The organism is Sulfitobacter sp. SH24 (assembly GCF_965641895.1).
GTDB classification, from domain to species: Bacteria; Pseudomonadota; Alphaproteobacteria; order Rhodobacterales; family Rhodobacteraceae; genus Sulfitobacter; species Sulfitobacter dubius.
Genome location: NZ_OZ282575.1, coordinates 3,210,837 through 3,234,944, shown reverse-complemented (window position 1 = coordinate 3,234,944; position 24,108 = coordinate 3,210,837). Strand labels below are relative to the sequence as shown.

General features: G+C 61.5%; 24 protein-coding genes, 1 tRNA gene and 2 riboswitches. Of the genes, 9 read left to right on the top strand and 16 right to left on the bottom strand.

What is annotated here, in order from left to right; genetic code table 11:
* Positions 1-2 precede the first annotated feature (2 nt).
* From ACSQ16_RS18530 to aroC, 9 genes are all read right to left on the bottom strand, one after another.
* A complete protein-coding gene (locus ACSQ16_RS18530) occupies positions 3-1,067 on the bottom strand; it encodes a 2Fe-2S iron-sulfur cluster-binding protein (RefSeq protein ID WP_243261948.1) in 1,065 nt (354 codons plus the stop codon).
* A gap of 7 nt (positions 1,068-1,074) precedes the next feature.
* Positions 1,075-1,623 carry a 1,2-phenylacetyl-CoA epoxidase subunit PaaD gene (gene paaD / locus ACSQ16_RS18525; RefSeq protein ID WP_243261949.1) on the bottom strand — a complete coding sequence of 183 codons (549 nt, stop codon included), beginning with the start codon at positions 1,621-1,623 and terminating at the stop codon, positions 1,075-1,077.
* The gene (gene paaC, locus ACSQ16_RS18520; RefSeq protein ID WP_243263242.1) at positions 1,617-2,339 is read right to left on the bottom strand and encodes a 1,2-phenylacetyl-CoA epoxidase subunit PaaC; all 723 of its coding nucleotides are present in this window, start codon (positions 2,337-2,339) and stop codon (positions 1,617-1,619) included. Before paaC ends, paaD begins: the two co-directional genes overlap by 7 nt.
* 32 nt (positions 2,340-2,371) lie before the next feature.
* Positions 2,372-2,716 carry a 1,2-phenylacetyl-CoA epoxidase subunit PaaB gene (paaB, locus tag ACSQ16_RS18515; protein ID WP_243261951.1) on the bottom strand — a complete coding sequence of 115 codons (345 nt, stop codon included), beginning with the start codon at positions 2,714-2,716 and terminating at the stop codon, positions 2,372-2,374.
* 5 nt (positions 2,717-2,721) lie between these two features.
* The gene (gene paaA / locus ACSQ16_RS18510) at positions 2,722-3,714 is read right to left on the bottom strand and encodes a 1,2-phenylacetyl-CoA epoxidase subunit PaaA (protein WP_243261952.1); all 993 of its coding nucleotides are present in this window, start codon (positions 3,712-3,714) and stop codon (positions 2,722-2,724) included.
* Between the two features lie 28 nt (positions 3,715-3,742).
* Positions 3,743-4,948: a 3-oxoadipyl-CoA thiolase gene (gene pcaF / locus ACSQ16_RS18505; RefSeq protein WP_243261954.1), complete on the bottom strand. Its 1,206-nt coding sequence runs from the start codon at positions 4,946-4,948 to the stop codon at positions 3,743-3,745.
* A gap of 243 nt (positions 4,949-5,191) precedes the next feature.
* Positions 5,192-5,797, bottom strand: a complete 606-nt coding sequence (gene cobO / locus ACSQ16_RS18500) for a cob(I)yrinic acid a,c-diamide adenosyltransferase (protein WP_243261956.1) — start codon at positions 5,795-5,797, stop codon at positions 5,192-5,194.
* 70 nt (positions 5,798-5,867) lie between these two features.
* The gene (locus ACSQ16_RS18495; RefSeq protein WP_243261957.1) at positions 5,868-6,806 is read right to left on the bottom strand and encodes a DMT family transporter; all 939 of its coding nucleotides are present in this window, start codon (positions 6,804-6,806) and stop codon (positions 5,868-5,870) included.
* A gap of 10 nt (positions 6,807-6,816) precedes the next feature.
* Complete coding sequence (aroC, locus tag ACSQ16_RS18490; protein ID WP_243261959.1) at positions 6,817-7,926, bottom strand: chorismate synthase; 1,110 nt, start codon at positions 7,924-7,926, stop codon at positions 6,817-6,819.
* Between the two features lie 92 nt (positions 7,927-8,018).
* Positions 8,019-8,120, top strand: a riboswitch (TPP riboswitch).
* A 34-nt stretch (positions 8,121-8,154) separates the two neighbouring features.
* Here aroC and thiB point away from each other — a divergent pair.
* From thiB to ACSQ16_RS18475, 3 genes are read left to right on the top strand one after another with little or no spacing between them, the layout of a single operon-like run.
* A complete protein-coding gene (thiB, locus tag ACSQ16_RS18485; protein ID WP_243261960.1) occupies positions 8,155-9,132 on the top strand; it encodes a thiamine ABC transporter substrate binding subunit in 978 nt (325 codons plus the stop codon).
* Positions 9,108-10,664: a thiamine/thiamine pyrophosphate ABC transporter permease ThiP gene (locus ACSQ16_RS18480; RefSeq protein ID WP_243261961.1), complete on the top strand. Its 1,557-nt coding sequence runs from the start codon at positions 9,108-9,110 to the stop codon at positions 10,662-10,664. Before thiB ends, ACSQ16_RS18480 begins: the two co-directional genes overlap by 25 nt.
* Entirely contained in the window at positions 10,651-11,343 is a 693-nt protein-coding gene (locus tag ACSQ16_RS18475; protein WP_243261962.1) for a thiamine ABC transporter ATP-binding protein, read from the top strand. Before ACSQ16_RS18480 ends, ACSQ16_RS18475 begins: the two co-directional genes overlap by 14 nt.
* On the opposite strand, the gene ACSQ16_RS18470 is transcribed toward ACSQ16_RS18475, so the two are convergent.
* A complete protein-coding gene (locus ACSQ16_RS18470) occupies positions 11,340-11,822 on the bottom strand; it encodes a 6,7-dimethyl-8-ribityllumazine synthase (protein WP_435988578.1) in 483 nt (160 codons plus the stop codon). The genes ACSQ16_RS18475 and ACSQ16_RS18470 overlap by 4 nt on opposite strands.
* Before the next feature lie 77 nt (positions 11,823-11,899).
* Positions 11,900-12,039, bottom strand: a riboswitch (FMN riboswitch).
* Positions 12,040-12,097: 58 nt separating this feature from the next.
* Here ACSQ16_RS18470 and ACSQ16_RS18465 point away from each other — a divergent pair.
* The 5 genes from ACSQ16_RS18465 (at position 12,098) to ACSQ16_RS18445 (ending at position 16,948) form a co-directional block, all read left to right on the top strand.
* Positions 12,098-12,712 carry an FMN-binding negative transcriptional regulator gene (locus tag ACSQ16_RS18465; RefSeq protein ID WP_243261964.1) on the top strand — a complete coding sequence of 205 codons (615 nt, stop codon included), beginning with the start codon at positions 12,098-12,100 and terminating at the stop codon, positions 12,710-12,712.
* A gap of 60 nt (positions 12,713-12,772) precedes the next feature.
* Positions 12,773-13,381 carry a glutathione S-transferase gene (locus tag ACSQ16_RS18460; RefSeq protein ID WP_243261965.1) on the top strand — a complete coding sequence of 203 codons (609 nt, stop codon included), beginning with the start codon at positions 12,773-12,775 and terminating at the stop codon, positions 13,379-13,381.
* Between the two features lie 190 nt (positions 13,382-13,571).
* Positions 13,572-14,132 (top strand): ubiquinol-cytochrome c reductase iron-sulfur subunit, encoded by a 561-nt coding sequence (petA, locus tag ACSQ16_RS18455; RefSeq protein ID WP_093927706.1) that lies wholly within the window; start codon positions 13,572-13,574, stop codon positions 14,130-14,132.
* 15 nt (positions 14,133-14,147) lie between these two features.
* Positions 14,148-15,491 (top strand): cytochrome b, encoded by a 1,344-nt coding sequence (petB, locus tag ACSQ16_RS18450; RefSeq protein ID WP_243261966.1) that lies wholly within the window; start codon positions 14,148-14,150, stop codon positions 15,489-15,491.
* Between the two features lie 11 nt (positions 15,492-15,502).
* Complete coding sequence (locus ACSQ16_RS18445; protein ID WP_317405572.1) at positions 15,503-16,948, top strand: cytochrome c1; 1,446 nt, start codon at positions 15,503-15,505, stop codon at positions 16,946-16,948.
* Positions 16,949-17,202: 254 nt separating this feature from the next.
* Here the strand turns inward: ACSQ16_RS18445 and mtaB are convergent, their stop codons facing one another.
* Both mtaB and dapF read right to left on the bottom strand, forming a co-directional pair.
* Positions 17,203-18,456, bottom strand: a complete 1,254-nt coding sequence (mtaB, locus tag ACSQ16_RS18440) for a tRNA (N(6)-L-threonylcarbamoyladenosine(37)-C(2))-methylthiotransferase MtaB (protein WP_243261967.1) — start codon at positions 18,454-18,456, stop codon at positions 17,203-17,205.
* A complete protein-coding gene (gene dapF / locus ACSQ16_RS18435; protein ID WP_243263107.1) occupies positions 18,453-19,286 on the bottom strand; it encodes a diaminopimelate epimerase in 834 nt (277 codons plus the stop codon). The genes mtaB and dapF overlap by 4 nt, the downstream gene beginning before the upstream one ends.
* A 104-nt stretch (positions 19,287-19,390) precedes the next feature.
* Here dapF and ACSQ16_RS18430 point away from each other — a divergent pair.
* Positions 19,391-19,466: transfer RNA gene (locus tag ACSQ16_RS18430), tRNA-Lys, on the top strand.
* 62 nt (positions 19,467-19,528) lie between these two features.
* Here ACSQ16_RS18430 and ACSQ16_RS18425 read toward each other — a convergent pair.
* The 4 genes from ACSQ16_RS18425 to ACSQ16_RS18410 are packed head-to-tail and all read right to left on the bottom strand — an operon-like array spanning position 19,529 to position 23,867.
* Positions 19,529-20,377: an ABC transporter permease gene (locus tag ACSQ16_RS18425; RefSeq protein ID WP_174861039.1), complete on the bottom strand. Its 849-nt coding sequence runs from the start codon at positions 20,375-20,377 to the stop codon at positions 19,529-19,531.
* 4 nt (positions 20,378-20,381) lie between these two features.
* Positions 20,382-21,611 carry an ABC transporter permease gene (locus ACSQ16_RS18420; RefSeq protein ID WP_243261968.1) on the bottom strand — a complete coding sequence of 410 codons (1,230 nt, stop codon included), beginning with the start codon at positions 21,609-21,611 and terminating at the stop codon, positions 20,382-20,384.
* A gap of 60 nt (positions 21,612-21,671) precedes the next feature.
* The gene (locus ACSQ16_RS18415; protein WP_243261969.1) at positions 21,672-22,715 is read right to left on the bottom strand and encodes an ABC transporter substrate-binding protein; all 1,044 of its coding nucleotides are present in this window, start codon (positions 22,713-22,715) and stop codon (positions 21,672-21,674) included.
* 60 nt (positions 22,716-22,775) lie between these two features.
* Complete coding sequence (locus ACSQ16_RS18410; RefSeq protein ID WP_243261970.1) at positions 22,776-23,867, bottom strand: ABC transporter ATP-binding protein; 1,092 nt, start codon at positions 23,865-23,867, stop codon at positions 22,776-22,778.
* Positions 23,868-24,108 lie beyond the last annotated feature (241 nt).

Genomic DNA, 24,108 nt, shown 5'->3' with positions numbered 1-24,108 from the left:
CTTTAGTGTGTGTCGTAGTCGATGGTGAGCGTATCGCTCAGCGGGTAGCTCTGGCAGGTCAACACATAACCGCGCTCGACCTCGTAATCCTCAAGCGCGTGGTTCGAGATCATCTCGACCTCGCCCTCAAGCACCTTGCCCATGCAGGTCGAACAAACCCCGGCCTTGCAAGAGAACGGCGCTTCCTGACCGTTCTCTAGTGCGGCTTCCAGCACCGATTGGCCCTTCTGCATGGTGAAACTGCGCCGGGCGCCGTCGATGATGACGGTGATTTCGGTGCCCTTCTGGCCCTCGCTGCGCTTGGCCATTTCCTGTTTCGCCAGACGGCCCTGCTGGCTTTCGCTGAACAGTTCGAACTTGATCTGTTCCTCGCTGAGACCATTGGTCTTCAGCGCCTCGGCAATCGCCAGCATCATCGGCTCCGGTCCGCAGATGAAGGCGGTGTCGATCGTGTCGATCTGGATCCAATGCTTGAACAGCGCGTTGCATTTGTCCTGATCGACGCGGCCCTCGAAGAGCTCCATGTCCTGCCCGGATTCGAGGATGTGGATCACCGTCAACCGCCCCATGTAGCGGTTCTTGAGATCTTCAAGCTCCTCGCGGAACATGATCGTGTTCACCGCGCGGTTGGCATAGACCAGCGTGAAGGTCGAGTTCGGCTCGCGTTTCAGCACAGTCTTTAGGATCGAAAGCACCGGCGTGATGCCCGACCCGCCCGCAAACCCGAGGTAATTTTTCGCCACCTCCGGCTCGATCGCGGTGAAGAATTTTCCCTGCGGCGGCATGGCGTGGAGCGTATCGCCGACCTTCAAGTCGGTATTCGCATAGGTCGAGAATGCCCCGCCATCGACGCGCTTGATCCCGACCTTCAGCTCGCCATCGTCCAGACCTGCGCAGATCGAATAGTTCCGGCGCAGCTCGGTGCCGTCGAAGTCTTGCTTGAAGGTCAGGTATTGGCCTTGGGTAAACGCAAAAGCTTCGGGGTTTTCCGGCTTCAGCGTCAGCACCACCGCATCGCGGATGGTGTGGTGGATATCAGTCACTAACAGGGGGTGAAACTGGCTCATCGGGGCCTCAGATACATTTGAAATAGTCGAAGGGTTCACGGCATTCGGTGCAGCGCCATTGCGCCTTGCAGGGGGTCGAGCCGAATTGGCTGATCCGCTCCACCGCGGTGGATTTGCAGTGCGGGCAATGTTGCGGCCCACCGGCGGGGCGGGGTGGCGCGATGCCGTAAGATTCCAGCTTGGCACGGCCAGTGTCACTCATCCAATCGGTGGTCCAAGGCGGAGAAAGCTGCCGTTTCAGGTTCAGGTTTTCGATGCCGTGGTCGCGCAACGCCATCTCGATATCTAGGTTGATGATGCTGGTGGCCGGGCACCCCGAATAGGTCGGCGTGATGGTCACAACCAGAGTATCGCCGTCCCATGCCACATCGCGGATGATGCCGAGATCGGTAAGCGAAATGGCCGGGATCTCCGGGTCCGGGATCGCCGAAAGCCATGCCCAAACCGTCTCTAACGCGGGCTTTTCAGCCAACGCGGCACCGCGCGGGGCGGTATCGCGCACCACCCCCGGCACCGGCGCGGCGGCCGGGCGGCTGTGGGGCGCGGATCTTACCATGTGGCGTCCGGGTAGGCGCGCTGCAGCCACTGCATCTGGGTCAGCATATGGCCCAGATGCTCGCTGTGCCGTGCGCCGCTTTTCCCGCCCCTATGGGCAAAATCATCTTCGGGTTTGGTCAGGGTCGCTGCCGCGAGCGTGTCCCGGACCAGTTGGTCGTAGCCAGCGCGCAGGATGGCTGGATCAGGGGCGATGCCCGCATCTTTCATGGCAGCGTCGACATCATCGCCGAGGAACATCTCCCCCACATATGGCCAGAGCAGATCCAGCGCCGCCTGCATCCGACGATGGCTTTCCTCGGTCCCGTCGCCAAGGCCGATCACCGTGTCGGAGGAACGTTCGAGGTGGTAGGTGACCTCTTTGGCGGATTTCTCGGCAATGGCGGCGATCTCTTTATCGCTGGAATCGATCAATGCGGTCAGTTGCGCCAGATGCCAAGCGTCGAACAGGAACTGCCGCATCATGGTTTGGCCGAAGTCGCCATTGGGCTGCTCGACCAGCAAAACATTGCGAAAATCCCAAACATCGCGGCGAAAAGCCAGCTTATCGGCGTCACGCCCCGCGCCCTCGACCTCACCCGCCATGCCCAGCCACAGCTGCGTTTGCCCGATCAAGTCGAGCGCCATATTGGCCAGCGCTATATCTTCTTCCAGCACCGGAGCCGTGCCGCACCATTCCGAGACGCGGTGGCCCAGCACAAGGGCGTTGTCGCCCATGCGGCAGAGGAATTCGAACTTAGGATCGGTGCTCACATCGCCCCCACTTCGTCGGGAATGTCGAAAAAGGTCGGATGACGGTAAACCTTGTCATTGGCGGGCTCGTAAAGCGCGCCTTTTTCCTCGGGGGAGGAGGCCGCGATGGCGCTGGCCTCGACCGCCCAGATGCTCACACCTTCATTGCGGCGCGTATAGACGTCGCGGGCGTTCTTGATCGCCATTTCCGCGTCTGCCGCGTGCAGGCTGCCGACGTGGCGGTGGCTCAGCCCGTACTGACCACGGATGAAGATTTCCCACAGCGGCCATTCGGTGGAGCGCGCCTTGCCGTGGGGGGCGGCCTCGGTGCCTTTGTATTCGCTGGATTCAGGGCTGCTCATGTCGCTTACTCCGCTGCCATTTGTCTGCTGCGCTTTTTCTCGGCGTGGGCCAGAAGCCCCTCGCGCACCCAACGGCCTTCGTCCCAAGCCTTGTTGCGCGCCGCCAGCCGTTCGGTGTTGCAGGGGCCATTGCCCTTAAGCACCTGAAAGAACTCTTCCCAGTCCGGCTCGGCGAAATCGTAATGGCCGGTCTCTTCGTTGAACTTCAGGGTCTCGTCGGGGATGGTGAGGCCGAGGTATTCAGCCTGCGGCACCGTTTCGTCGACGAACTTTTGGCGCAGCTCATCATTGGTGTTCATCTTGATCTTCCACGCCATCGACTGCGCGGAATGGACCGAGTCTTTGTCCGAGGGGCCGAACATCATCAGCGCCGGGAACCAGAAACGGTTGAGCGCGTCTTGGGCCATCTTGCGCTGTGCTGCCGTGCCCTTGGCCATCTTCATCATGATGTCGAAGCCTTGGCGCTGGTGGAAGCTTTCTTCCTTGCAGATCCGCACCATGGCGCGGGCGTAGGGGCCGTAGGATGTACGCTGCAAAGGCACTTGGTTCATGATCGCGGCGCCGTCGACCAGCCAACCGACCGCGCCCATATCGGCCCATGTTAGGGTCGGATAATTGAAGATCGACGAGTACTTCATTTTCCCCGACAGCAGGTCGCGGGTCATCTGGTCGCGGGTCACGCCGAGCGTCTCCGCCGCGCAATAGAGGTAGAGGCCGTGGCCCGCCTCGTCCTGTACCTTGGCCAAGAGGATCGCCTTGCGCTCGAGCGTCGGAGCACGTGTGATCCAGTTGCCTTCGGGCAATTGGCCGACGATCTCGCTATGCGCATGCTGGCCGATTTGGCGGATCAGGTTCTTGCGGTAGCCGTCGGGCATCCAGTCCTTGGGCTCGATCTTGCCACCCGCATTGATGCGCTCCTGAAAGGCGCGCTCTTCGGGGTCCATCTCGTCGAGGGATTTGATGCCCTTGCCGGTGGATTTGATCATCTGTGCATACATCGGTCTGTTCCTTTCCGGGAAAGAAGTCTCAGCCTGCGTTTTCGAGGATCAGTGCCACGCCCTGACCCACGCCCACACACATTGTACATAGCGCGTATTTGCCGCCTGTCCGCTTGAGCTGCAGCGCCGCCGTCATCACCAGACGTGCACCAGACATGCCCAGCGGGTGGCCGATCGCGATGGCACCGCCATTGGCGTTCACATGGGGTGCGTCATCTGGCACGCCGAGCGCGCGCAGGGTAGCGAGGCCTTGGGAGGCGAAAGCCTCATTCAGTTCGATCACGTCCATCTGCTCAATGGTCAGGCCCGCACGGTCCAGCACCTTGCGCACCGCGGGGATCGGGCCGATGCCCATGACGCGCGGCTCGACACCTGCGGCAGACATGGCAACAACGCGGGCGATGGGGGTGAGGCCGTGGTCTTTCACGCCTGCCTCAGATGCCAGCAGCATCGCTGCCGCACCGTCATTCACGCCAGAGGCGTTGCCAGCAGTCACAGTCAGGTCAGCGCCATTGATGCCGCGCAGCTTGGCGAGTTTATCCGGCGTGGTGCCGGGGCGGGGGTGCTCGTCACGGTCGACGATTACGTCGTCGCCTTTCCGCTGCGGGATCGTGACGGGGGTGATTTCCTCGGCAAAGAGGCCCTTTTCATCCGCTTCGGCCCAGCGTTGCTGGCTGCGGGCGGCGAAAGCGTCTTGGTCTTCGCGCGACACATCATGGTCGGCAGCCACATTGTCGGCGGTTTCGGGCATGGAATCCACGCCGAACTGCGCCTTCATTTTGGGGTTCACAAAGCGCCAGCCGATGGTGGTGTCATAGACCGCATTGCTGCGCGAAAACGCGGTTTCCGCTTTCGGCATGACGAACGGGGCGCGCGACATGCTCTCGATGCCACCGGCGATGGCCAGATCCATGTCGCCGGCGCGGATCGCTCGGGCGGCGGCGCCGACGGCATCCATGCCACTGGCGCAGAGCCGGTTGATCGTGGCACCCGGCACGTCGACGGGCAGGCCTGCCAGCAGGGCGGCCATGCGCGCGACGTTGCGGTTGTCTTCGCCCGCTTGGTTTGCGCAGCCCATGATGACATCATCGACACGCGCCCAATCCACCGAGGGGTTCCGCTCCATCAATGCCTTCAACGGGATCGCGGCCAGATCGTCGGCGCGAACCGAAGAGAGGGCGCCGCCGTAACGTCCAATGGGGGTGCGCTGCGCGTCGCAGATGAATGCCTGCATGGGGGTACTCCTGTTGTTGCTACGCAATTTACACAGCAGGGCGATTCGGTTCAATCAAAATGTTACGGAATAGAACTGAGGCGTTGATTTCGGTAACATGTCGCGGTGCAGAGAGGCCATCGGCGGCAGAGACCCGCGCCGTATGGTGTGGTCATGAAACGCCGGATCGCGAGAGAATTAAAAGAAGGCCGCCCTTGGGTAAGGACAGCCTTTGGTATCTTCAGAAATGCAAAGCGAGGGGGGTTAGTAGTCAACACCGCGCTGCGCTTTGATGCCCGCTTTAAACGGATGTTTGACCTCAGTCATCTCGGTCACCAGATCGGCATAGTCGCAAAGCTCGGGCCGGGCGTCGCGGCCTGTCAGCACGACGGCGGTGCGCTTGTCGCGCGCGTCGAGCCCGGCGATCACGTCTTCGATCTTGAGGTATTCATAGCGGATGGCGATGTTGATCTCATCCATCACCACAAGGTCATAGTCCCCGCTCGCCATCATTTCGCGTGCCTTGCCGAATGCAGCTTCGGCGGCGGCGATGTCGCGGTTGCGGTCTTGGGTGTCCCAGGTGAAACCTTCGCCCATCGTGTGCCATGTCACCTCGTCCAGCTGTTCAAAGAACAGCCGTTCGCCGGTCTTCCATTTGCCCTTGATGAATTGCACCACGCCGACGCGCTGTTTCCATCCAAGGGCGCGTACGACAACGCCAAAAGCAGAAGAGGATTTGCCCTTGCCTGGCCCTGTGTGAACCAGCACCAGACCCTTGTCCGGGTCTTGCAGCTCGGCCACCTTGGCGCGCTGCTCGGCCTGACGCTGCTGCATCTTTTCCTTGTGATCTTTCGGATCCGCGTCGCTCATCGGTCATCTCCTCTATCCGGTTTCGGGGCACCATAGGCAGAGGGCGAGCCGGGCGAAAGCCCGCATTAGATCATGCCTTCGGATCGGTAACAGACCGCGCCTTGCCGCGCTCCATCCCCAACTGCCGCTCGCGCCAGATCACCAGCGCGCCCGCGCTGATCACCAGCGCCGCGCCCGCCAGCATCATCATCGTCGGCAGTTCGGCAAAGAAGACATAGCCCAGCACGATGGCGAAAAGCATCGAGGTATAGTCATAAGGCGCGAGCATTGAGGCCGAACCAAAGCGATAGGCCGAGGTAATCAAAATTTGCGCCACTCCGCCAATCAGCCCGGCCAGAACCAAGAGGCCGAAGGTTTGCAGATCCGGCATGACCCAACCAAAGGGCAGGGTGCAAAGGGCCAGCAGCGACGCGGTGCAGGAGAAGTAGAAGACGATCGCGGCGGTGTCTTCGTTCTGCACCAGCTGGCGAATGTGGATCTGCACAAGGCTGCGCACCATCGTCGCCATCAGGATCAACAGCGCGCCAATGGTGGCCGTCTGCTCCATCGTGCCGATATTGCTGAACCGCGGCCAGAGGATGATCATCACGCCCACCAGCCCCATCGCGACGGCGGTGACGCGGATCAGGCGGATCTGCTCGCCCAGCAGCACGGCGGCAAGGATGACGGTAAAAATCGGCGTGGCGAAACCGATGGCGGTGACCTCTGGCAGGGGCAGCAGGCCAAGGCCAGTGAAGGTCAGGCCCATCGCAGTAGTGCCAAACAGCCCGCGCCAGACATGGCCCATCGGGTTCTTCGTCTTGAGCCCGCTTTTCAGTTTGCCGCGTTGTGCCAGCCAGATCAGGATCACCGGAATGGCAAAGAAAGAGCGGAAGAAGACGGACTCGCCCGCGGGCACGTCGTCGGCTAGCGACTTGATGATGGCCGACATGCAGGTGAAGAGCAGGATCGCCGTGATTTTCAGCCCGACGCCAAGGGCGGGGCGGGCGGAGAAATCATCGACTTTCATGCTCTGGTCCTCATGCTTCGGGGCCGATCCGTCCGCGGTTGGTGCCGATCTGCCCGCGGTGCAGCAGGAGGTGATCCAGCAACACACAGGCCATCATCGCCTCGCCCACGGGCACCGCGCGGATGCCGACGCAAGGATCGTGGCGGCCCTTGGTGATGATCTCGGTTTCTTCGCCCTGTTTGGTGATGGTGCGCCGTGTGGTCAGGATGCTTGAGGTCGGTTTGACCGCGAAACGCACCACGACATCCTGTCCGGTGCTGATGCCGCCCAAGATACCGCCCGCGTGGTTGGAGGAATATTCCGGCCCCTCTGGCCCCATGGTGATCTCGTCCGCGTTCAGCTCTCCGGTCAGCATCGCGGCTGACATGCCTTCGCCAATTTCCACGCCTTTGACGGCATTGATGCTCATCATCGCGGCGGCCAGATCGGTGTCGAGCTTGCCATAGACCGGCGCGCCGATGCCCGCAGGCACGCCGCGCGCGGTGACTTCGATGATTGCACCGACGCTGCTGCCCGATTTGCGCAGCCCGTCGAGATACGCGGCCCAGTCGCCTGCCGCCTTGGCATCGGGTACCCAAAACGGGTTCTGCTCGATCTGGTCCCAATCGAACGCATCCCGGTCGATCTTATGTGGACCCATCTGCACCATATAGCCGGTGATTTTCAGGTTCGGCGCCAACGCTTTGATCGCCTCACGCGCCAGACCGCCCGCCGCCACCCGCGCCGCCGTCTCGCGCGCCGAGGAACGCCCACCCCCGCGATAGTCGCGGATGCCGTATTTTTGGAAATAGGTGATGTCGGCGTGACCGGGGCGGAACTTGTCCTTGATGTCGCCGTAGTCTTTTGAGCGTTGATCAGTGTTCTCGATCATTAGTTGGATCGGGGTGCCTGTCGTGACGCCCTCAAAGGTGCCCGACAGAATCCGCACCTCATCCGCCTCACGCCGCTGCGTGGTGTATTTGTTCTGGCCCGGTTTGCGCTTGTCCAACCACTGTTGGATCATGCCCTCGTCAATCGGCACGCCGGGGGGGCAGCCATCAATCGTGGCGCCAAGGGCGGGACCGTGGCTCTCGCCCCATGTGGTGACCCGGTAAAGATGGCCAAAGCTGTTGATCGACATGGGCGGACCTCCTGTTGTCAAACCCTTAGCCGGGGCAGCGCCCTGCCTCAAGGGGATTTGCCTTGCCAATTGTGTGGGGGGCATCTACCCCTGACGCTACCTCGGGGGGCCTTTGGGCTGAGATGTGCGTGTTGCGCGGACCCGTTGAACCTGAACCGGTTAACACCGGCGGAGGGAAGGTCCGGACAGACATCCACCTTTTACCTTTCGCCGCAAAAGGAGGATGCAATGAAGTATCTTACACTTGCTGCGGGCGTCATGGGCGCATCGGCTGCATGGGCGGAGACGCCTGAACTGACAGTCTATACCTACGACAGTTTCGTCACCGAATGGGGCCCCGGCCCGGCCATCGAAAAGGGTTTTGAGGCCGAATGCGGCTGCGATCTGAAATTTGTCGGTATGGGCGATGGCGCGGCCTTGCTGGCACGGCTGAAGCTCGAAGGCGCACGCTCTGACGCGGATATCGTGTTGGGCCTCGACACCAGCCTTGTCGCCGCCGCCAAGGAGACAGAGTTGTTTGCGCCGAGCGGGTTGCAAGCCGAATACGACCTGCCGATCATTTGGGAAGATGACGTCTTCGTCCCCTATGACTGGGGCTATTTCGCCTTTGTCCACGGCACCGATCTGGACGCGCCCGGCGATTTCAAAGCGCTGGCCGAGAGCGATCTGAAAATCGTGATCCAAGACCCGCGCTCTTCGACGCCCGGCCTGGGGCTGCTGATGTGGGTCAAGACGGCCTATGGCGATGAAGCGCCCGAGGTTTGGGCGGGGCTGGCGGATAATATCGTGACGGTCACCAAAGGCTGGTCCGAAGCCTACGGTCTCTTCCTCGAAGGCGAAGCCGATATGGTGCTGAGCTACACGACTTCCCCCGCCTACCACCTGATCGCGGAAGAGGATGACAGCAAGGCTGCCGCGCTCTTTGACGAAGGCCACTACATGCAGATCGAAGTGGCGGGGAAACTTGCGGGGTCGGATCAGCCGGAACTGGCGGATCAATTCCTGCAATACCTCGTCTCTGATGCCGCACAGTCGGTGCTGCCGACGACCAACTGGATGTATCCTGCCGTGACGCCTCAGGATGGTCTGCCCGAAGGGTTCGACGGGATGATCCAGCCCGGTAAGGCGCTGTTGGTGCCCAATGCCGATGTACCTGCGCTCCGGGAAGAGGCCTTGAACGAATGGCTGACCGCGCTGTCGCGCTAAGCAACAAGACGGGGCTTTTCGCCGCCGCTCTGGTCGCGGGCCTGATCCTCGCCGCCTTGGTCGCCGTTTTCATGGCGGCCGATGTGGCGGCGGGGCTGGGGGCCGCGGATTGGGCGGCGGTGCGTTTTACCGTCACGCAGGCGGTGTGGTCGGCGGTGTTGTCCGTTCTGCTCGCGGTACCGGTCGCGCGGGCCTTGGCACGGCGGCGGTTCTGGGGGCGGGGGGCGTTGATTACGCTACTCGGCGCGCCTTTTATCCTGCCGGTGATCGTGGCGGTGCTGGGGCTGCTGACGGTCTTTGGCCGTTCGGGCGTGCTCAACCAGTTTGGTGCGGCTCTAGGCCTGCCGTCGGTGTCGATCTACGGGCTGCACGGCGTGGTTCTGGCCCATGTTTTCTTTAACCTTCCATTGGCGACACGGCTTTTGCTACAAGGCTGGCAAAGCATCCCGTCCGAGCGGTTTCGGCTGGCCGGACAGCTACAGATGACGCCCCGCGCGCTGTTTCTGACGCTTGAATGGCCGATGTTGCGGCAGGTGTTGCCCGGGGTGGCGGCGCTGATTTTCGTGATTTGCCTGACAAGTTTTGCCGTGGCCCTGACACTGGGTGGCGGGCCGCGCGCGACGACGATCGAGCTAGCGATCTATCAAGCGTTTCGGTTTGATTTTGACCTTGGGCGGGCGGCGCTTTTGTCGGTAGTGCAGCTTGTGCTCGCGGGTGCTGCGGCGGTTGCGGCGCTTTGGCTGATCCCGCCGATCAGCATGGGCGGCGGGCTGGATCGCCCCCTGCGCCGCTGGGATGCGCGGGGCGGAGGGCAACGGGTGTTGGATGGGGTGGTAATTATGCTCGCTGCCTTGTTTTTGCTGCTGCCTCTAGGGGCTGTGATGCTGCGCGGGTTGGTTGGTTTAGGACAACTGCCGCCTTCGGTTTGGCAGGCCACGTTGAACAGCGTTCTGGTAGCGGGGTTGAGCGTGGCGGTGCTGGCCCTGCTGGCGCTGCCGATGGCGGGTTGGATCGCCACCCGGCGGCGCGGCGGGGTGGAGGCGATTGGCCTGATGGGGCTCGCCGCCTCTCCGCTGATGATCGGCACGGGCTGGTTCATTCTGATCAACCCGGTGCTCGACCCGGCGCGGCTGAGCCTTCCCGTTACGGCCCTCGTGAACGCGCTGATGGCGTTGCCCTTCGTGCTGCGCATTCTGGTGCCGCGGCTGCGTGAGACGTTGCAGGATTATGGCCCGCTGACGCAGACCCTCGGCATGAATGGTTGGGCCCTGTGGCGTTTGCTGGTTTTACCGCGTTTGCGCCCGCAACTGGGCTTTGCCGCCGGGCTGACCGGGGCGCTGTCGGTGGGGGATCTCGGCGTGATCGCGCTGTTCGCCGATCAGGACCGTGCGACGCTGCCCTTGCAGATGTACCGTCTGATGGGCGCCTACCGGATGGAGGCCGCAGCGGGCGCGGCGCTGTTGCTGCTGGTCCTGGCGCTGGCGGTGTTTTTCGTCTGCGACAAATGGGGGCGCTGGCATGCTGACGCTTGAAAAGATGCGCATTGAGAGGGGCGATTTCAGCCTCACGGCCGATATGACGCTGGCGCAGGAGCACAGCTATGCGGTGATCGGCCCCTCGGGGTCGGGTAAGTCGACCCTGCTGGCGGCGATCTGTGGGTTTGTGCCGGTGGCGGCGGGGCGGTTGTTGCGGGAGGGGGAGGAGATCACCGAACAGCATCCCGGCCAGCGCGGCATGACGATGCTGTTTCAGGATAATAACCTGTTCCCTCATCTTACTGTGCGTCAGAACGTTGGCCTTGGCCTGCGCCCTGACTTGCGGTTGAAAGCGGCGGATCGGGAGGCGGTCGATGCCGCCCTCGCGCGGGTGGGGCTGAGCGATCACGCCGCCAAACGCCCCGGCGCGCTGTCGGGTGGGCAGCAAAGCCGCGTGGCGCTGGCGCGGGTGCTGGTGCAGGCGCGGCCTTGGGTGCTGCTGGATGAACCCTTTGCCGCGCTTGGCCCCGCGCTGCGGGTCGAGATGTTGGATTTGGTCCAAGACCTCGCCCGCGAGACCGGGGCGGGGCTGATCATGGTGACCCATGCACCGGATGACGTGCGCCGCATCGCGGATGAGGTGATCTTTGTCGAAGGCGGGCGCGCCCATGCGCCGGGACCGGCGGTGGAATTGCTCGACAACCCGCCACCGGCCTTGCGCGCCTATCTCGGCTAGGCGGCGGAAATTTTTGAAATTTCCGCGCCGTTTTCTTTTGAAGAAAACGTGTTTAGCGCCTGGGTCATGCCAAGGGCGGCTTGAGCGGCCTCGCGACCCTTGGTGACGAAGTGGTCGCGGTAGATCGCGTTGTGATGATCCGTTTCCTGATAGTGGTGCGGGGTGAGCGAGACCGACAGCACCGGCAGGTCACAGTCCAGCCCCACGCGCATCAGCCCATCGACCACGGTCTGCGCCACGAAGTCATGCCGGTAGATGCCCCCATCCACGACGAAGGCCGCGCAGATCACGGCATCATAGCGCCCGGTCTTGGCCAGACGCTGCGCCATAAGCGGCAGTTGAAAGGCACCGGGGACGGCGAAACTGTCCACCTGCGCGGCGTCGATAACTTCGGTAAACCCGTCATAGGCGCGGTCGACAATATCCGCATGCCAACTTGCGCGCACAAAGGCGAAACGGGCGGAACGATCTTGTGTCATTGTGATCTCCTTTAGGTTCAGACACGTCCACCCAAGGCGATCACGCGCAAAGACCGAGGCTTGGCCCCCGTCTTTGTTCGCATTCTCTTTCATCCGGACTGTGACCGTCGGCTCTGGAGTCGCACCAGATCTGCTGACACCTTCGAAAAGGCCGCTCGCGGGCTTGCGGGGACCGCTTACCGCCGGTGGGGAATTTCGCCCCGCCCTGAGAATGATGTCAGGTTGCCAAGTTGCACAAGGCTCTGCAATACCAAAAGAAACGCATAGGAGTGACCATGCACCCCAATCCGATCTACCGCAAAGAGGGCCGTGACCGGAACCTTGCCTTTGCCCGTGACACCGGCTTTGGCGTCTTGGCGATCAACGGGGCAGAGGGACCGCTGATGGCGCATGTGCCCTTCATTCTGAACGCTGCCGGAGATTTGGCAGAGCTGCATCTGGTGCGCTCCAACCCCATCGCGCGAGCGCTGAAGACCCCGCAGCCGGTGCGATTGGCGGTGACCGGGGCCGACAGCTATGTCTCGCCGGATTGGTACGGGATCGAGGATCAAGTGCCGACATGGAACTATGTGGCCGTGCATCTGACTGGCACGCTGGAGCTGCCCCCGGCAGAGGAACTGCCCGATCTGCTGGCACGGCAATCGGCGGTCTATGAGGCGCGGCTTGCGCCCAAGACCCCGTGGAAATTGGACAAGATGACCCCCGAGGCGCGGGACAAGATGCTTCGGATGATTGTGCCTTGCCAGCTCCGCGTCACCGGGATCGACGGCACGTGGAAGCTGGGCCAGAACAAGGATGCGGCCGTGCGTCTGGCAGCGGCGGAACAGATGGCGGCGCATGGGTTCGGCACGGATCCGGCGGTGATGGTGGCCCTGATGCGCGGGGCGTGATCGCCGTTGCGTCCGGCGCGGCCCCGTTGAATAGTGCGGGCAACCAAGGGGGGACTTCACGTGAAACTATTTTATTCTCCAACCTCGCCCTATGTCCGCAAGGTCATGGTGCTGCTGCATGAGACCGGCCAGCTTGACGATGTCGCGCTGGAGCCGACCTCGGGCACGCCGCTGGCCCCGGCCGAGGGCTTTGCCGCGCGCAACCCGCTGACCAAAGTACCCGCGCTGGAGCGGCCAGACGGCTGCACGCTTTATGACAGCCGGGTGATCTGCGCCTATCTGGATGACCGCGCGGGGGCGGGGCTTTACCCCCAAGGCACAAGCAGGTGGGACACTTTGACGCTGGAGGCCACGGCGGACGGCATGCTCGATGCAGCGCTTGCCATGGTCTATGAGGGCAAGCTGCGCCCCGAAGATAAACGCATGTCGGAATGGGTCGAGGGCCAGTGGGGCAAGGTTGAGCGGGCCTGTAAAACACTGAACAACCAATGGGCTGCGCATCTCGCTGGGCCTTTGGACATGGGGCAGATCGCGGTTGGCTGCGCCTTGGGTTATATCGATTTTCGCCATGGCGCGCGGGATTGGCGGGCCGGAAACCCCGATCTGGCAGCTTGGTTCGATGCCTTTGATTCGCGCCCTGCAATGACCCATACAGTGCCGCCGCAGTAATCGGGCCGTAATGATATTGCCACAATCGCGGTATTTTTGCCGCGTTGTGGCGCGGTTGATCCCAGATGCGCGGCTTTGACATCTGGACGGGCGCGGTCCATCCCGGTAGATAGCGGCGAGAAGTCAGGTGGCAAGGTGACGCCACCCCTATGTCTGACGGCCAGATTTGGCCAAGAATTGGAGTAAACCCGTGTCCCAAGCAGAAGAACACGCAGGCACCCGGAGGGATTTCCTGTATTACGCGACAGCCGGTACAGGTGCCGTCGCCGTTGGTGCCGCCGTCTGGCCTTTGGTCAACCAGATGAACCCCTCTGCCGATGTAAAGGCGCTGTCGTCCATTCGTGTGGATGTGTCCGGCGTTGAAGTCGGGACGCAGCTGACCGTGAAATGGCTGGGCAAGCCGGTGTTCATTCGCCGCCGCACAGAGGCCGAGATTGAAGAAGCAAACTCTGTAGACGTGTCCAGCCTGCCGGACCCTATCGCGCAGAACGCGAACCTTGGCGGCGACGTGCCTGCCACGGACGCCAACCGCGCTTTGGATGAAAACGGCGAGTGGCTGGTTCAAATGGGCGTCTGCACGCACCTTGGCTGCGTGCCTTTGGGTGATGCTGGCGACTTTGGCGGCTGGTTCTGCCCCTGCCACGGGTCGCATTACGATACCGCGGGCCGCATCCGTAAAGGGCCGGCGCCACGCAACTTGCCGGTGCCTGTCGCCGAATTCGTGGACGAGTCCACGATCAAACTGGGTTAAGGGAGCGGAAGAGAGATGTCTGGAATTCCTCACGACCATTACGAGCCGAATTCGAACGGCGAAAAGTGGCTGCACCGCCGCCTTCCCATCGTTGGCCTGTTGTACGACACATTGATGATCCCCACGCCCAAGAACCTGAACTGGATGTGGATCTGGGGCATCGTGCTGACTTTCTGTCTGGCACTGCAAATTATCACCGGCATCGTTCTGGTGATGCACTACACGCCGCATGTCGATCTGGCCTTTGCCTCGGTCGAGCACATCATGCGTGACGTGAACGGCGGCTATATGATCCGCTACCTGCATATGAACGGTGCGTCGCTGTTCTTTATCGCGGTTTATGCGCACATCTTCCGCGGTCTTTACTACGGCTCCTACAAAGCCCCGCGTGAGATCACATGGATCATCGGCATGTTGATCTACTTGCTGATGATGGCCACCGGCTTTATGGGCTACGTGCTGCCTTGGGGGCAGATGTCCTTCTGGGGTGCCACGGTTATTACGGGCCTCTTTGGCGCGATCCCCTTCATCGGTGAGGGTCTTCAGACCTTCCTGCTGGGTGGGCCTGCGGTTGATAACGCGACGCTGAACCGTTTCTTCTCGCTGCACTATTTGCTGCCCTTCGTGATTGCGGGCCTTGTGGTTCTCCACATCTGGGCCTTCCACACGACTGGCAACAACAACCCCACCGGGGTCGAAGTGCGCCGCACCTCGAAAGAAGACGCAAAGAAAGACACGCTGCCGTTTTGGCCCTACTTCGTGATCAAGGACCTCTTCGCGCTGGCCGTGATCTTGACGCTGTTCTTCGCCGTCGTCGGCTTCATGCCAAACTATCTGGGCCACCCGGACAACTACATTGAAGCCAACGCTCTGGCGACACCTGCGCATATCGTGCCGGAATGGTACTTCTTGCCCTTCTATGCGATCCTGCGGGCCTTCACATCCGAGGTCTGGGTTGTACAAATCGCGTCCTTCGTGACCGGTGGCATCATCGACGCCAAGTTCTTCGGCGTGCTGGCGATGTTCGGGGCGATCGCGGTCATGGCGCTGGTGCCGTGGCTGGACACATCCTCTGTACGTTCGGGCCGGTATCGTCCGATGTTCAAGTGGTGGTTCGCACTGCTGGTGATCGACTTCTTTGCCCTGATGTGGCTGGGTGCGATGCCCGCAGAAGAGCCCTATGCGACCTTCTCGCTGATCGCAGCAGCCTATTGGTTCGCCTACTTCCTCGTCATCCTGCCCCTTTTGGGCGTGATCGAGAAGCCGCTGGCGCAGCCTGAAACCATCGAAGCCGACTTTGACGCGCATTATGCGCCCAAGGCAGGCGGCACCAAGACGCTTGTGAACCCGGCGGAATAAGGATCATGACCATGATGAAGACCAACCTCCTTTCTGCCGTGGTATCTTTGGGCCTTGCCCTGCCGGGAACGGCAGTGCTGGCGCAGGACACAGCGACAGAAGAAGAACTGCTAACAACTCCGGCGGAAACGCCGGAGACCGAGGCTGAGACTGCACCGGCTGAGGCACCAGCTGCCGAAGAAGCACCGGCGGAAGCCGAGGCGACTGAGGCTGAACCAGAAGTCGAAGCGGCCCCGGCAGACGAACCCGCAGCCGAGGAAGCGCCTGCTGAGGAACCCACGACCGCAGAGGCCCCCGCCGAGGAAGCGCCTGACGAGGAAGTGACACCTGAAGAGGCGCCAGCGGAAGAGGCTGCGAGCGAAGAAGCTCCTGCCGAGACCGTGGCGACTGAAGAAGCCCCTGCAGCTGACGAAGCTGTGACCGAAGAGGCACCTGCAGAAGAAGCTGCTGAAGAAGAAACAACTGAAGAAGCACCCGCTGAGGACGCGACAGAGGAAGTTTCCGAAGAAGATGCGGCAGAAGCGCCCGCCGAAGAGGTCGAAGCCACCGACGAAGTGCAATCGACAGCTGAGGAAAACGCCGAGAACGACGTAATCGCCGAAGATGATGTTGACGGCCAAGCGCATAGCGATGACCCCAACGTGGGTGTCATGGAAACTGATGATCACGGCGAAGAACACGCTGCCGACGATCACGCCGAAGAAGGCGACCACGGTGACGACGCGCATGATTCGCACGCCACACCGCATATCGACAACATCGACTTCTCTTTCGATGGGCCTTTCGGTGGCTATGACGTAAACCAGCTTCAGCGCGGTCTGCAGATCTACACCGAGGTTTGCGCGGCCTGCCATGGTCTGGAATATGTCGCGATGCGGACATTGGCGGACGAAAGCGGTCCGAACATGCCCGAAGATCAGGTGATCGAATACGCCAAAGGCTATGACGTCTATGACGCCGAGCTGGACGACACCCGCCCCGGCACCCCGGTTGATCACTTCCCCGGCTCCAACCTGCCCAACGCACCTGACCTTTCGCTGATGGCCAAGAAACGCGCCGCGTTCCACGGTCCTTACGGTCTGGGCATCAACCAGTTCCTGAAAGGGATCGGTGGGCCGGAGTATATCACCGCGTTGCTGACCGGTTATACTGGCGAAGAGAAAGAGCAAGCAGGCACCGTTCTTTATGAGAACACTGTCTTCCCCGGCGGCTGGATCGCCATGGCGCCCCCGTTGTCGGATGAGCTGGTCGAGTTTGCGGATGAGCATGCCAATGACGTTCAGCACATGGCCGAGGATGTCTCTGCCTTCCTGATGTGGACCGCCGAACCCAAGCTGGGCGCACGCAAGCAGGCTGGCTTTGCCGGGGTCGTGCTGTTGGGTCTGTTGTCGGTGCTACTGTACCTGACCAATAAAAAGCTCTGGGCGCCGGTCAAGAACCGCCGCAAGGACGACTGATCGGGCCACGGCTTTTTAGAAATGCGAAGGGCGTCGGGAAACCGGCGCCCTTTTTTTTAGCCATGCTTAATGACGGCGGCCATTTGGTCTAAAACCTCTCAACAGGGTCCGCCCGGTGGCACACCGGGCATCGCCCTCCCTCCCCTCGGAGGGCGATTTGGCGAGGTTTCATGATGCGGAGTCGTTTTGAGTACGGCAGCCGTGTCGACCACAGCCTCGTTACATCGCCCCCAGGAAGGGCGATGCCCTGCGCGCTAGGCGGTCAGCTGTGTGCCTGAAGTCCCGGTAATCTCGGTCCGCACGATCTGGCCCTCGACCTGTGGCGCGGCAAAACTCACCTCGGTGAACTGCGCCGTGCGCCCCATGTGAGGGTTCTCCATCAGCACATCGTGCGTTTGCCCCACCTGCGCCTCCAGATGCCGCTGCACTTGCCGCTCACCCGCCGCGCGCAGCCGTGCCGCGCGGGTTTTGATCGCAGCACCATTCACCGCGGGCATCCGCGCCGCGGGGGTGCCGGGGCGGGCAGAGTAGGGGAAGACATGCAGCCATGTCAGATCGCATTCTTCGACCAGTTTCATCGAGTTTTCGAACATCGCTTCGGTCTCGGTCGGGAAACCGGCGATGATGTCGGCGCCGAAGGTCATGTCGGGACGCAGGGCGCGAGCATCTTGGGCAAAACGGATCGCGTCGTCGCGCAGATGACGGCGCTTCATGCGCTTGAGGATCATGTCGTCGCCATGCTGCAACGACAGGTGCAGATGCGGCATCAGGCGTGGCTCGGTGGCGATGGCCTGCATTAGGTTTTCATCCACCTCAATCGAATCGATTGAGGAGATCCGCAGCCGCGGCAAATCGGGCACCAGTTTCAGGATGCGCATTACCAGATCGCCGAGCTTTGGCGTGGCGGGCAGATCGGCCCCCCAAGATGTCAGATCGACCCCGGTCAGCACCACTTCGTTAAAACCCCTGTCCACCAACCGCTTGATCTGATCCACCACGACCCCTGCGGGGACGGACCGGGAATTGCCGCGACCGTAAGGAATGATGCAGAAGGTGCAGCGGTGGTCGCAGCCGTTTTGCACCTGCACATAGGCGCGGCTCCGGGTGCCGAACCCGTCGATCAGATGGCCTGCTGTTTCAGTGACAGACATAATGTCGTCGACCTGCACGGTCTCGGTCTCGCCGATGAAATCGGCGGCCATACCCTGCCACGTCGCGCCCTGCATTTTTTCGGTGTTGCCGATCACGACGTCGACCTCGGGCATGGCGTTAAAGGTCTCGGGCTCGGTCTGGGCGGCGCAGCCGGTGACGATCAGCCGCGCATCGGGGTGCGCCTTGCGCAGCTTGCGGATGTCTTGGCGGGCTTTGCGCACAGCCTCGGCGGTGACGGCGCAGGTGTTGACCACCACGGCGTTCTGAAGCCCGGCCTGTTCGGCCAGTTCCTTCATCGCCTCGGTCTCATAGGCGTTGAGACGGCAGCCCATGGTGCTGAAGATCGGGGCGCTCATGTCAGGCTCTCCAGAAACTCGGGGGTGAAGGTGCCGGAAAAGACATGGGTGGTCGGCCCCGTCATCCAGACGCCATCCTCGCGCCAGTCGATGTGCAGTGTGCCGCCGTCGAGGTCGATGCGCACGGCGCGGCCCGTGAGGCCCCGACGGGCGGCGGCGACGGCTGTGGCGCAGGAGGACGAGCCCGAGGCCAGCGTCACGCCCACGCCGCGCTCCCAAACGCGCATGCGGATATGGTCCGGCCCGACGATTTGCGCCACTTGGACGTTGGTGCGCTCAGGATAAAGCGGGTCATGCTCGGCGCGGGGGCCGAGATCGGAGAGATCCACCGCCTCGGCATCATCGACAAAAAAGGTGCAATGCGGGTTGCCCATGCCGGTGGCGACGGGGTCGCCGTCAATCGGCAGGTGCAGCGTGTCCATTTCGCGCGCCAGTGGCACCTCGTCCCAATTCAACTGCGGGTGGCCCATGTTGACGGAGGTCAAGCCGCCCCCGGCGTCCTTCGCCGCCAGATCGCCCCGCGCGGTGGTCAAATGCAGCGAATCGCGGCCTGTCTCGTCCATCAGATAGCGCGCGATGCAGCGGGTGGCATTGCCGCAGGCGGCGGAGAGCGAGCCGTCGCTGTTGTAAAAGGTCAGATGCGCGTCGCCCGCCCCTTGTGTAATCACCGCAAGCTGATCGAATCCCACGCCAAATTGCCGGTGCCCGATGGCCTGCGCCATCGCCGGGGTCACGTCGATTGCCTCCGCGCGTGCATCAAACACGACGAAGTCATTGCCTAGCCCATGCATTTTCATGAAGGGCAATCCGGGGGTCTGATCGCTGTACATTCGGGGCATATAACCCCGGCATGAAAACTAATCCAGCATCTCGCATTATTTTCGTAATAAAGGGCTTGACCCTGCCGCCCGTAATTTCTAGTTACCCGCCTAGTGGGCCGTTAGCTCAGTTGGTAGAGCAACTGACTTTTAATCAGTAGGTCGATGGTTCGAACCCATCACGGCTCACCAATCACCCCCCTCCCTAAATTGTTATGGATCAGGTGTTTGGTGCCGCCCTCGGGCGGTTTTGCCTATTCTTGACCGCGCAGTCGGGCCGAGCGTCGGCGCAGGGCTTCCAGCACGAAGAGCATCGTCGCCGAGAGCACCACCAGCAGCGTCGCCACCGCCAAAATCGTCGGGTTGATCTGCTCGCGCAGGCCCGAGAACATCTGCCGCGGAATCGTGCGCTGCTCTGGCCCTGCAAGGAAGAGCACCAGCACCACCTCGTCGAAGGATGTGACAAAGGCAAAAAGCCCGCCCGAGATCACGCCGGGGCGGATGAGCGGAATCACCACGTCCCAGAACACCTTGATCGGCGAAGCGCCAAGGCTCAGCCCCGCCACGAAGAGTGAGCGGTCAAAGCCGCTGAGCGTGGCGGTGACGGTGATGATGACAAAGGGCACGCCAAGCGCCGCATGGGCGATGATCAACCCGGTGAAGGTGCCGACGAGGTTGAACTGCGTGTAGAAAAAGAACATGCCTGCCGCGATGATGATCAGTGGCACGATCATCGGCGATAGCAACAGCGCGGTAATGACCCGTTTGAACGGCATCCAAGGAGAGGCAAGGCCGACGGCGGCCAGTGTCCCCAGCACCGTAGCGATACTGGCGGCTGCAATGCCGACAAGGAAGCTGTTGCGGATCGCGATGCGCCATTTTTGGTCGTCGACAATCTCTTGATACCAGCGCGTCGAATAGGCGTCGGGGTCGAGCGACAGCATGCCTTGGGTAAAGGTAAAGAAGGGCTCGGCATTGAACGATAGCGGCATGATCACGAGGATCGGCAGCATCAGAAAGATGAGCACCAAGGCCGCCATGATGCGCAGGCCGTAGTGGCCCGCTTTGTGCCAGATCGTGTAATAGTCGGGCAATGGGCTCATGGCGTCATCCCAGCTTGAGGTTGTCGGTGCCGACGAAACGGTCGAACAGCCAGTAGAGAACGAGGATCAGGATCAGCAGGAGCGAGCCCAAGGCCGCCGCCAGTTCCCAGTTGTTGGACACCTGCATGTGGAAGGCGATGATGTTCGAGATCATCTGACCGTCGGTGCCGCCCACCAGCGCGGGCGTGATGTAATAGCCGACCGAGATGATGAAGACCAACAGCGCCCCGGCAGACAGACCCGGCAGGCTCATCGGTAGGTAGATTTTGTACCACGCGCCGATGGGGTTCGAGCCCATGGAAATTGCGGCCCGCATGAAGCTCGCGTCGATCCCGCGCATCACCGCATAGAGCGGAAGCACCATGAAGGGCAGCAGGATGTGGGTCATGGCGAGGATGGTGGAAAACTCGTTGTAGAGAAGCTCGATCGGCTCATTGATTAGCCCCGCCCAGATGAGCGTCGAGTTCACCACGCCGCCCGCTTGCAGCAGCGCGATCCAAGCGGTCGTGCGCACTAGAAGCGAGGTCCAGAAGGGCAGCAGCACAAAGACCATGAGGAAGTTCGCCATCGCGGGAGAGGCTTGGGACATGTAGAAGGCCAGCGGATAGCCGAGCAACATGGTCAGCCCGGTGATAATCAGCGCCATCTTCAGCGTCTTGGTATAGAGTTGTTTGTAGATCTGCGTGTCACGCATGATGATCTCACCCTCGGCATCATACTCCAGATCGACGGCGGTGAGGTAATAGCTTGAGGTATAGACCTGCCCGGCGCTGCGGATCGCGCGCCATGTGGCGGGTTTGGCCCAGCGGTCATTCTCGGCCAGCAGCATCTCAGCCCCATTGGCGGCGAGTTCTGCATCATCCGCACGGCGCAGCCCGCGGGCGGTGGATTTGATCACGCTCGACATGCCCGGCAGGGCGCGGTTGATCTCATCGGCGAATTTGCCGGAGGTGCGGTTGCCCGCCATGCGCTTCATGTCGACGGCCATTTGCGTCACCACAGCCGGATCGGGCAGGGCTTCGCCGTCCCAGTCCTCCAGCATGGTTAGCGTCTCAGGCACCAGTTCTGCGACGGTCGGGTTATAGACACTGCGAAACAGCATCGTGGTGATCGGCGCGACAAAGGCGAAAAGGATGAAGAGTAGCAGCGGCACCACGAAAAGAAACGCCTGCAGGCGGCGTCTGCGCATTTGGCGACGGGCGTTGGCGGCGTCTTGGGAACTGAGGCTGGACACGCGGTTACTCTTCTATAGGGATTGGGTTCCCCGCGCCCGGTCAGGCGCGGGGCAGGGTGCTTATTGCAGCAGCCATTCGTTGAACTTCTCACCCAACGTCTCACCATAGTCGGCCCAGAAGATGCCATCGGCTTTGACACCTTCGTCCAGATGCGCGGTGGGCAGGTCCTGCTTCACGTCCTCGGGCAGCAGCGCTTGGGCAGAGGCGCGGGTCGGGCCATAGGCCACGTCTTGCATGCCCGACAGCGGCACGGTGCCGGTGGCGAATTTGATGAACTCCATCGCCTCTTCTTTTTTCTCGGTGCCTTTCATGATCGCCCAGACGTCGAGGTCATAGATGTGGCTGTCCCAGACAATCTCGAAGGGTGCGCCATCGTCCTTGATCGCGGCAAAGATACGACCGTTGGCGGATTGCACCATGGCGGCACCGCCGTCGTTCAGCAGAACGGGGGCCTGAGACCAGCTGTCGTACCAAGTGATCTCGTCCTTGATGGTGTCGAGCTTGGCAAAGGCTTGGGCTTGGCCCTCTTCGGTGGCGAGCACCTCATAGACCTCTTCCGGGGCGACGCCATCGGCCAGCAGCGCCCATTCCATGTTCACTTGGGGGCGTTTGCGCAGACCACGTTTGCCGGGGAACTTCTCGGTGTCAAAGAAGTCTTCGATGGTTTTCGGGCCTTCGCCGTTTTCGGTGTTCACCGCAAAGACGACGGACCAGACGATATTGCCGACGCCACACTCATTGGCCAACGCATCTTCGATGAAGTCATCCGCCGCTGCGGTGCCATCGTCGCCCTCGGGCAGAACGGATTGGTCGATCACTTCCAGATAGCCCTCGGCACAGGCGCGTTCGAGGTCGATCACTTCGATGTCGACGACATCCCACAGGATGTTGCCCGCTTCGACCTGCGCTTTCATCTCGGCCACGCCGCCGCCGTAGTCTTCGAACAGGACGTTGGTGCCGGATTCCTTCATGTAGGGTTCAATCATGTGCTCCATCTGTGCCGCGCCATAGGCGCCGCCAAAAGATGTTACTGTCAGATCCTGGGCCAGAACAGGGCTGGCAAGCAGCGCCGTCGTGGCCAGATACGTCAGATGTTTCTTCATCAGGTCTCTCCTTGTTGTGTCCAGGTCTTTTGCGGGGCCCCGGTTTGCCCCCGGTCGCCCTTAATTGGCAAAGGCGATGCAATCTTTCGTCAGGGACAACAGCTGCGCCGTCGCGCCGTCTTCGAACTCGGGCGCGGACAGGTCATTGAGCACTTTGACGATAATGTCGGTGCCGTCGGGTAGGCGGAAATAATAGCGGATGAAATCACCCACATAGATGCGCGTGACAAAGGTCGCCGTCAGCGCGTTGTCATGGGCGTGGGTTGTGGGATGGATAAACAGCTTCTCGGGTCGGATTGAGACGCGGCATTGCGCGCCCTCGGTCAGCCCTTCGGAGGTTTGGGTCGTGATGGTGCCGGTGTCTGTCTCGACCTTGGCGATCTCGCCTTCGATTTGGCTGACCTTGCCCTGCACAAAGTTATTCTCACCAATGAACTCAGCGACGAAGGCATTGACCGGGCGCTCATACAGCTCTGCCGGGGGCGCACATTGCTGCACGACGCCGTCGTTGAAAACCGCGATCCGGTCGGACATCGACAGCGCTTCGGTCTGGTCGTGGGTGACATAGATCACGGTAAAGCCGATCTGCTTGTGCAGGCGGGTGATCTCGAACTGCATCTGTTCGCGCAGGTTCTTGTCGAGCGCACCCAAAGGTTCGTCCATCAGGATCAGCGTCGGCTGGAAGATCATCGCGCGGGCCAGTGCCACGCGCTGCCGCTGACCGCCCGACAGTTGGCCGGGGCGGCGGTCGCCGAAGGCCGAAAGTTCGACCAATGCCAGATACTCCGCCACGCGCTCTTTGATATCGGCCTTGGCCATTTTGCGAACGCTGAGCGGATAGGCGAGGTTTTCGGCCACCGTCATATGCGGGAACAGCGCGTAGTTCTGGAACACCATGCCGATGTTGCGCTTATTGGGCGCAGTCTTGTTGATCGATTTGCCGTTGATGGCGATATCGCCCGAGGTGACGCTTTCAAACCCCGCCAGCATCATCAGCACGGTGGTTTTGCCCGAGCCGGAGGGGCCAAGAAGGGTGATGAACTCTCCCTCCTGCACATCCATGTCGAAGCCTTTAACGACGAGGTTTTCCTGATCGTAGCTCTTCTTGACGTTATCAAAACGCAGAAAAGTCTCTGCTTTGGTGTCTTTCATTGTGCCGCGGCTCTCCCTGTCGCTGGGGGGAGTTAATCAGGTGCGATGATTCTAAACAATATGTTGTATCGCTTAAGAGAATCGCCTCGCCTTTGCCGGGCTTATCTGGCGGGCATTTGACTGCTTTTGTGGCAGCGGAAACTGTTTTCAGGGGGCAGAGCGGGAAATCTTTTAAAGAGTGCCTATCTTAGGTAGCTGACCGCATGGGTAAATGGCCCGGAAACCTGACATCACCAGAAGG

What these genes read in the sequence shown, in the direction of transcription:
- thiB (WP_243261960.1), top strand. Translation starts at nt 8,155, where the DNA reads ATGAAGTATCTTACACTTGCTGCGGGCGTCATGGGCGCATCGGCTGCA.
- ACSQ16_RS18415 (WP_243261969.1), bottom strand. Translation starts at nt 22,715, where the DNA reads ATGAAGAAACATCTGACGTATCTGGCCACGACGGCGCTGCTTGCCAGC.
- petB (WP_243261966.1), top strand. Translation starts at nt 14,148, where the DNA reads ATGTCTGGAATTCCTCACGACCATTACGAGCCGAATTCGAACGGCGAA.
- ACSQ16_RS18425 (WP_174861039.1), bottom strand. Translation starts at nt 20,377, where the DNA reads ATGAGCCCATTGCCCGACTATTACACGATCTGGCACAAAGCGGGCCAC.
- paaC (WP_243263242.1), bottom strand. Translation starts at nt 2,339, where the DNA reads ATGGGCGACAACGCCCTTGTGCTGGGCCACCGCGTCTCGGAATGGTGC.
- pcaF (WP_243261954.1), bottom strand. Translation starts at nt 4,948, where the DNA reads ATGCAGGCATTCATCTGCGACGCGCAGCGCACCCCCATTGGACGTTAC.
- paaA (WP_243261952.1), bottom strand. Translation starts at nt 3,714, where the DNA reads ATGTATGCACAGATGATCAAATCCACCGGCAAGGGCATCAAATCCCTC.
- aroC (WP_243261959.1), bottom strand. Translation starts at nt 7,926, where the DNA reads ATGTCGATCAACAGCTTTGGCCATCTTTACCGGGTCACCACATGGGGC.
- ACSQ16_RS18480 (WP_243261961.1), top strand. Translation starts at nt 9,108, where the DNA reads ATGGCTGACCGCGCTGTCGCGCTAAGCAACAAGACGGGGCTTTTCGCC.
- ACSQ16_RS18530 (WP_243261948.1), bottom strand. Translation starts at nt 1,067, where the DNA reads ATGAGCCAGTTTCACCCCCTGTTAGTGACTGATATCCACCACACCATC.
- ACSQ16_RS18445 (WP_317405572.1), top strand. Translation starts at nt 15,503, where the DNA reads ATGATGAAGACCAACCTCCTTTCTGCCGTGGTATCTTTGGGCCTTGCC.
- dapF (WP_243263107.1), bottom strand. Translation starts at nt 19,286, where the DNA reads ATGTACAGCGATCAGACCCCCGGATTGCCCTTCATGAAAATGCATGGG.
- mtaB (WP_243261967.1), bottom strand. Translation starts at nt 18,456, where the DNA reads ATGAGCGCCCCGATCTTCAGCACCATGGGCTGCCGTCTCAACGCCTAT.
- ACSQ16_RS18410 (WP_243261970.1), bottom strand. Translation starts at nt 23,867, where the DNA reads ATGAAAGACACCAAAGCAGAGACTTTTCTGCGTTTTGATAACGTCAAG.
- ACSQ16_RS18475 (WP_243261962.1), top strand. Translation starts at nt 10,651, where the DNA reads ATGCTGACGCTTGAAAAGATGCGCATTGAGAGGGGCGATTTCAGCCTC.
- ACSQ16_RS18470 (WP_435988578.1), bottom strand. Translation starts at nt 11,822, where the DNA reads ATGACACAAGATCGTTCCGCCCGTTTCGCCTTTGTGCGCGCAAGTTGG.
- ACSQ16_RS18495 (WP_243261957.1), bottom strand. Translation starts at nt 6,806, where the DNA reads ATGAAAGTCGATGATTTCTCCGCCCGCCCCGCCCTTGGCGTCGGGCTG.
- paaD (WP_243261949.1), bottom strand. Translation starts at nt 1,623, where the DNA reads ATGGTAAGATCCGCGCCCCACAGCCGCCCGGCCGCCGCGCCGGTGCCG.
- paaB (WP_243261951.1), bottom strand. Translation starts at nt 2,716, where the DNA reads ATGAGCAGCCCTGAATCCAGCGAATACAAAGGCACCGAGGCCGCCCCC.
- ACSQ16_RS18465 (WP_243261964.1), top strand. Translation starts at nt 12,098, where the DNA reads ATGCACCCCAATCCGATCTACCGCAAAGAGGGCCGTGACCGGAACCTT.
- cobO (WP_243261956.1), bottom strand. Translation starts at nt 5,797, where the DNA reads ATGAGCGACGCGGATCCGAAAGATCACAAGGAAAAGATGCAGCAGCGT.